Raw genomic sequence first — 6,831 nt, forward strand, 5'->3', positions numbered from 1 at the left:
GAATCGTCCACGGCCTTGTGCACGTCGTGGGTCCAGCGGCGCAGATCGTGCACGCCGAGTTCGACCAGCCCCTTGTCGATGGCCTTGCCCAGCAACGCCGTTCGCATCGGCTCGAGATATTCGGGGAAGATCGTCACGACATCGATGCGCAGTGCTGCGGAGGATTCCCCGACGCCCTCGGGCATTGCTCTACTCCTTGTCGAGCAGTCCCTCGGGCGGATCGATCACGATCAGGCCCTCGGCGACCGATACGGTGGGCACGATCGCGGTGACGAACGGAATCAGAATCTCCCGGCCCGGCTCGGCGGCGGACTCCACGCCGTCGAAACTCGCGGCCGCACGGACCGAAAGCAGTTCTCCCGCAGCCGAATGCAGGACCTCGTCCACGGTGCCGACCACGGTGCCGTCGGCCAGCTGCACCGACAGTCCTTCGAGCTCGTGGTCGTAGAACTCGTCGGGATCCTGCGAGGGCGGCAGATCGTCGGTGTCGACCAGAAAGAGCATGCCGCGCAACGCATCCGCCTCGGAGCGATCCGCGACGCCCTGCACCCGGACCAGAAGCCGACCCGAATGTTCCCGAGCCGATTCGACCGTGTACTCCCGCACTGCCGTCGCCCGCGGCAGCCGCCCCTTCAGGACGGCGCCGTGGACGAAACGCAGCTCGGGTTCGTCGGTGCGGACCTCCACGACGAGTTCACCGCGCACACCGTGCGATTTGGCGACCCGCCCGACTACCAGTTCCATGGGATCATCCCCGCTCACGCGGGGCGCGGGTATCAGCCCGCATCGGTGTCGACGACGTCGACCCGGATGCCCCGGCCGCCGATCCCGGACACGAGCGTGCGCAGCGCGGTCGCCGTGCGGCCGCCGCGCCCGATCACCTTGCCCAGATCGTCCGGGTGCACGTGCACCTCGACGGTGCGGCCGCGACGGCTGGTGATCAGCTCGACGCGGACGTCGTCGGGATTGGCGACGATGCCGCGAACCAGATGTTCCACGGCATCGGCAACAACGGCACTCATTTACTCGGCCTCGGCCTCGGCCGGAGCCTCCGCCTCGGCGTCCTTCTTCGCGGCCTTCTTCTTCGGCGTCACGGCCTCGGCAACCGGCTCGCTGTCGGCGGCGGCCAGCGCGGCGTTGAACAGATCCAGCTTCGACGGCTTCTCCGCCTTGGTCTTCAGCGTGCCCTCGGCGCCCGGCAGGCCCTTGAACTTCTGCCAGTCACCGGTGATCTCCAGCAGGCGCTGCACGGGCTCGGTGGGCTGCGCGCCGACGCTCAGCCAGTACTGCACGCGCTCGGAGTTCACCTCGATCAGCGAGGGCTCCTCCTTCGGGTGGTACTTGCCGACGTTCTCGATGGCGCGGCCGTCGCGGCGGGTGCGCGCATCGGCGACGATGATGCGGTACTGGGGGTTGCGGATCTTGCCGAGCCGGGTGAGCTTGATCTTGACAGCCATGGGCTATCGCCTTTCGATGACGGCCGCCCGCAGGCAGCCTGAGTGGTCACGGCGCAATTCAGCGACCCGCACGGAACGCGGGCCCGGTTTTGCGTTTGAGTGTGTGACCGCCGCGCGGTACGTAACCGGAGACGGGCTGACACCTGTCCTCGATGAGGACGATCGACAATTGTGCCAGAACGGCCCCGACGTCTCGAAATCGGCCCGCGATCAGCGCAGCCGCGCCGTCGGAATCTCGACCGGGACCGGCGCGGGCGCAACGACAACCTCACCGGCATCGGCATCGCGGCCCTGCCCTGGTATCAGCTGCCACCGTGGCCCCGGAGCAGGCAACACCCGACGGTCGACGACTGCGGAATGCCTCGGACGGGTCAGCGGTGGCCCGTGACAGGGTCTCGGCGTTTGTGGACCCTGCCGCGCAGGACCACGTGGGCGGGTGTGGCGAGGATCTGTCCCGACGTGCGGGGGTCCTGGTCGTACACGACCAGGTCCGCCGGGGCACCGTGTTCGATGCCGGGGCGGCCGAGCCATTCGCGGGCGTTCCAGGAGGCCGCGCCCAGGGCGTCGTGGCGGGACAGGCCCGCACCTGCGAGGGCGTCGATCTCGTCGGCGATGCGGCCGTGGCGGATCGAACCGCCCGCGTCGGTGCCGGTGTAGATGGGCACGCCCGCGGCGTGGGCGTGCGCGACGGTGTCGCGGACGCGGCGGTGCAGGTCGCGCATGTGGGCGGCGTAGACGGGGAATTTCGTTGCGCTGTCGGCGATTTCGGGGAACGTGTCGATATTGATCAGGGTCGGGACCAGGGCGGTGCCGTGGTGGGCCATCATCTCGACGGTTTCGCCGGTCAGGCCGGTGCCGTGTTCGAGGCAGTCGATGCCCGCGCTGATCAGGCCGGGTAGCGCGTCCTCGCCGAAGACGTGCGCGGTGACCCGGGCGCCCTCGCGGTGGGCGGCGTCGATGGCCTCCTTCAGGACCGCATCGCTCCACAGCGGGCGCAGATCGCCCACCGAACGATCGATCCAGTCGCCGACGATCTTCACCCAGCCGTCGCCGCGACGAGCCTGCTCGGCGACGATCTGCGGTAGATCGCGCTCGTCGTCCAGTTCGATGCCCAACTCGCGGATATAGCGTTTGGGCCGGGCGATGTGGCGACCCGCGCGGATGATCTTCGGCAGATCCTCGCGCTCGTCGACGAAGCGGGTATCGATCGGTGAACCGGCGTCGCGCAGCAGCAGCGCCCCGGCATCGCGTTCGGTCTCGGCCTGGGCGATCGCCCCCGCGTCGTCCTCGTGCCCGCCGCCGTAGCGGATGCCGACGTGGCAGTGCGCATCCACCAGTCCCGGCACGATCCAGCCTGCGGCACAGAGGGTTTCGGCGTCGGCGATCGGCTCGAAGGAGATCAGTCCGTCGCGGATCCACAGATCGCGCACATCCTCGTCCGGAAGAACCACTCCCCGTAGATGCAATCGCATACCGCCTCCTGCTCACGTCGACGTTCTCCATCACAAACTACTGCCCGCTCGCATATCGGTCGCGGTCCGCACCGGGGCCGGACACGGCGTACACCACGTCGCGCACATCGATGGGTCGTGTCGTGATCGCCGGTCGGCTTCACCGTTCGGGTCGAAATGATTGCCCTGTGGAAGTATTCTGACCTCGGCGGTCTGTGCCCAGCCGCGAACATCGAATAGTGCTGAGCAGCGGGAGAACTCGACGTGATCGCCGACCGGTTGCGAACCGACATCTGGGAGTTGTCTGATGCCGCCGGTCCATACGCACGCTCGATCCCGCATTTATCCTCGGCCTCCGTCGCATCTCGGTGACGCATATGGTCCGGCGGCAGAGGCACTGAGCGATGAGTATCGAGATGCCTGCCGGGCTGCAGTGGTTGTCGTATCTGGCGGGATCCTCGTGGCCGAAGGGGGATGAGGATGCCCTGTTCGCGTTGAGTCAGGACTGGACCGATGCGGCGAATGCGTTGAACGCGGTCATCGCTCCGTTGCGTGCCGCGTGTGATACCGCGACGGGTAACTACAGCGGTAGTGGTGCGGATCAGATGAAGTCGCAGTTCGAGCAGTTCTTCTCGGGGGATTCCTCGGTGGAGAAGATTGTGGAGGGGCTCGAGCAGTTGGCGGATTCGGTGTTCGATTGTGGGCAGCAGACCGAGTACGCGAAGTTGCAGATCATCATCACTTTGGCGGTGATGGCCGCGGAGATCGCGTATGCGCTGGCCACGTTGTGGGGGGCGTGGGCGGTGCCGTTGATCGAGGCCGAGGGTGCGGGGATCATGCGGTTGATCGCGTCGCGGTTGGCGGGGGCGTTGGCTGCGCGGGCGTCGCGGTTGGCGGCGACGCCGTTGTGGAAGTTGACCGCGATTCAGGTGTTGAAGCAGGGTGCGATCGGGTTGGGGACCGATGCGCTGGCGCAGGGGATCGAGTTGAGTGAGGGGCATAGTAAGGGTTTCAACGTCAAGCAGATGTTCATTACCGGGGCTGTGGGTGCGGTGTCCGGTGGTGTGGCTACGCCGATCGGTCATTTCGGTGGCAAGTATTTGGGGGGTTGGGTTGCCAAGAACGGTGGGATGAACTGGTGGAAGGCCGGTTTGGTGGCGGTGGGGTCCGGTATTCCCGCGGGTGTGGTGGGTGCGGGTGCGGGCATCGTGACCTATGGGGCGTTGACGGGGAATTGGGAGTTCGATCCGGCGGCGCTGCTGGGTGGTGTGGGTGGTGGTCTGGTCGGTGGCGTACACGGCGTGCTGGGACATTTCCAGGGCACGTTCACTGCTGGTGGGGGTGGATACCACCCGCTCACCACCGACTTCAGCGAGGACAAGCCACCGGCATACAGCGACGGCGACTCCTTCAACGACGGCAGCTCGTTCCTTTCCGATGCGAAATACGGCGACTCCCACACCAAAACTTCTGGCAGTAAAGGGGATTCGCGGTCCCAGGATTCTCCGGCCACTTCGCCGTCGGGGCAACGCCGAGGCGTCCCGGCAACCAATGGGACGCAGCGTTCAACTCCGTTGCAGGACAACAGGAACGACGGGGCTCGTAACGAGGTTCCGGAGAATGTCACGAAGACGCATTCGACTGCGGCGCAGGGGCAGAACGCGCGCGACACTCGTGCCGAGTCGAATTCGACGACGCCGCAGTCTGTTCGAGAGCGGACTACCGATCCGTTCCAGCGGAAGGATGGCCCGCGATCGAGTGTGCGGGATGAGAAGACGAACCCGGTCGCTCGGGACGATGAGCCGCGGTCGAGCGTGCAGGGCTCGAATGAGCGGAGTTCGAAGACGAACCCGTTCCGGCAGGGTGAGCGACCCCGGTCGCATGGCTCGGATTCCGAATCCGCGCACCGGGCCGATACTCCGGTGGACAACCCGGACCGCAGCCGATATCGAGTCACCGTCGAAGATGTCACCGATGAATCGGAGTTGGTGTCCAGCTCGACCCGGACATCCATGGACGACGCGTCACGGCCGAGGGCCCCGATTTCACAGGATTCGACGGGCAAGTCCTCGCGAATTCCGCAGTCCGATATGCCAGTTCGGGAGCAGGCACAGGATCCGTCCCGCGAGACCAGCGGCAGGTCCGACACCTCGAACCGGACCTCGAACCCCGGACGCCCGAGTCTGTCGCGGATCGACGACGGGTCACGTCCGGCGTCGCGGTTGGCCGCCGGACACAAGGCCGAACCGGCAGCCAAATCGTCTGCGATACAGCCTCTTTCGAACCAAACGCGGCTGCGTTCGGGCTCGTCTGCCCCGGAGCGTTCCGAGACGATCGAGGCGGTGCCCCGGCACGCGACACCGGCTTCGTCCAGCTCCCGCAGCGCGGCCACTTCCCGCACGACCGAATCACCGATCTCCCGCGAGGAGAATGGCTCACACACGATCGATTCTCCGATCTCGGCGACGGACGAGGTTCGATCCCCGCTGCGCGATTCACAGACCGATGCGGGTGAGGTACGCGGGTTCGAATCACTCTCGCACGCTGGCGATTTCGCTGCCGACCGGCTGAACACCCGAGACGATCTGCCGATTGCCGAAAGGGACGTTCTGGACGGCAATCGGGATATCGCCATGGTCAACGATCTGCTACGGAACCTCCCGCCCGAGGAAATCGGTAACCGGTACGCCGAATTCAGCGGCGATCACGACACCGCGCGTGTGCTGACCGGTCCGGACCGGGTCGCCGCGAATATTCCCGCATTGCGTGATCTGTCGATCGAGGGATTGCATGAGCGGCAGAACATGTTGCGGGAGAACAGGAACCGCACTCCGGACGATGATCGGGAGTTGGCGGCGCTGGACGAGATCCTGTCCCGGGAGGATCCCGAGCAGCTGTGGAACAAGCTGCGGGACCGTGCGGCGTTGTATCGCTTGTGGTCCGATTATTTCGAGCAGAATCTGCATCAGCCGTTCGAACCCGGCGCCATCGGCCGCAACATCGAGTTGCTGGACAGTGCGACCGGGCACGAATTGCCACTGCCGCAGGCGATTCGCATCGACCGAGCCCTCACCGACCCGGGCGTCCTGGTCGACAAGAACGGTAATCCGTTCACGGGCCGCAACACTCAGGACCTGGTAGACACCGTTCAGCGTGAGTCCGGGTATATGTCGCTGCCGCTGCGTGACCAACCAGCCTCGGCGACCGGCGGTTCCTACCGCATGCAACTGGAGATCCCGCGTGGCACACGAGGTGTGTACGTCGGAGAGGATCACCTCGACACGCATCATCTGCTGCTGGCCCGGGACACCACCTACCGGATCACCGGAGTCAGCTACGAAGACGGTGCGACGGTCATCGCGGCCCGGGTCGAGCCCCGGCCCGAGGATCCGATCATTAAGGCGCGCAGGGATATTGCCGAGTCGGAGGCGCGCGCGGCACGGTTGCGCCGAGAGCAGACCGACCGGATCACCGATTCTCGTGAACGCCTCGAGGATGCACGGAAGCGTCTCGATACCGCCCGAGCCGACGAGCATGCCGCCACCGGCGAGCACCCCGTCGATGGCGAGCAGGCAGCTGCTCACGCTGCCTATGAGCAGGCCGCGGCGGAACATCTACGGACGGTTGAGGATGCGTTGGACAAGCTCGTCGCTTCGTCGCGGGAGGCGGGGTCGGTGCGGTGGGATGCGTTCTTGTCGGGGCGGATCGGTCGTGGAGAGACTTTCGAGGCGGTGGCCAGGGAGCGGGTGGTGGCGGCGAGGGCTGCGGCGGATGCGCGGCAGGAGTATTACGAGGTGTTGGCGGGTCCGGGCAAGCCGTCGGAGAAGTCGGGTCCGTTGACCCGGTTGAGTGATGGGGAGTTGAACGAGCGGATTCTGCGTGGGTCGGAGCACGAGAAGAATGCGGCGTTGAACGAGTTGAGT

5 protein-coding genes and 1 pseudogene are annotated in these 6,831 nt (G+C 66.1%); 1 reads left to right on the top strand and 5 read right to left on the bottom strand.

Annotation, left to right across the window (positions count from 1 at the left end):
* The 5 genes and pseudogenes from ON40_RS23665 to ON40_RS23685 all read right to left on the bottom strand — a co-directional run.
* A pseudogene (locus tag ON40_RS23665) lies at nucleotides 1-152 on the bottom strand (tRNA (guanosine(37)-N1)-methyltransferase TrmD); the annotation flags it as partial.
* A 37-nt stretch (nucleotides 153-189) separates the two neighbouring features.
* Entirely contained in the window at nucleotides 190-744 is a 555-nt protein-coding gene (gene rimM / locus ON40_RS23670; RefSeq protein ID WP_040826251.1) for a ribosome maturation factor RimM, read from the bottom strand.
* A gap of 32 nt (nucleotides 745-776) precedes the next feature.
* Nucleotides 777-1,022, bottom strand: coding sequence for an RNA-binding protein (locus ON40_RS23675; RefSeq protein WP_040826244.1), 246 nt, complete (start codon nucleotides 1,020-1,022; stop codon nucleotides 777-779).
* Nucleotides 1,023-1,457, bottom strand: a complete 435-nt coding sequence (rpsP, locus tag ON40_RS23680; RefSeq protein ID WP_040826246.1) for a 30S ribosomal protein S16 — start codon at nucleotides 1,455-1,457, stop codon at nucleotides 1,023-1,025.
* A 371-nt stretch (nucleotides 1,458-1,828) separates the two neighbouring features.
* Nucleotides 1,829-2,929, bottom strand: coding sequence for an amidohydrolase family protein (locus tag ON40_RS23685; RefSeq protein WP_040826248.1), 1,101 nt, complete (start codon nucleotides 2,927-2,929; stop codon nucleotides 1,829-1,831).
* Between the two features lie 383 nt (nucleotides 2,930-3,312).
* Here ON40_RS23685 and ON40_RS23690 point away from each other — a divergent pair.
* Nucleotides 3,313-6,831, top strand: a 3,519-nt coding sequence (locus ON40_RS23690) for a WXG100-like domain-containing protein (protein ID WP_040826250.1), incomplete at its 3' end; no start/stop codon positions are given.

The sequence above is a fragment of the Nocardia jiangxiensis NBRC 101359 genome (genome assembly GCF_000308615.1).
Taxonomy (GTDB): Bacteria; Actinomycetota; Actinomycetes; order Mycobacteriales; family Mycobacteriaceae; genus Nocardia; species Nocardia jiangxiensis.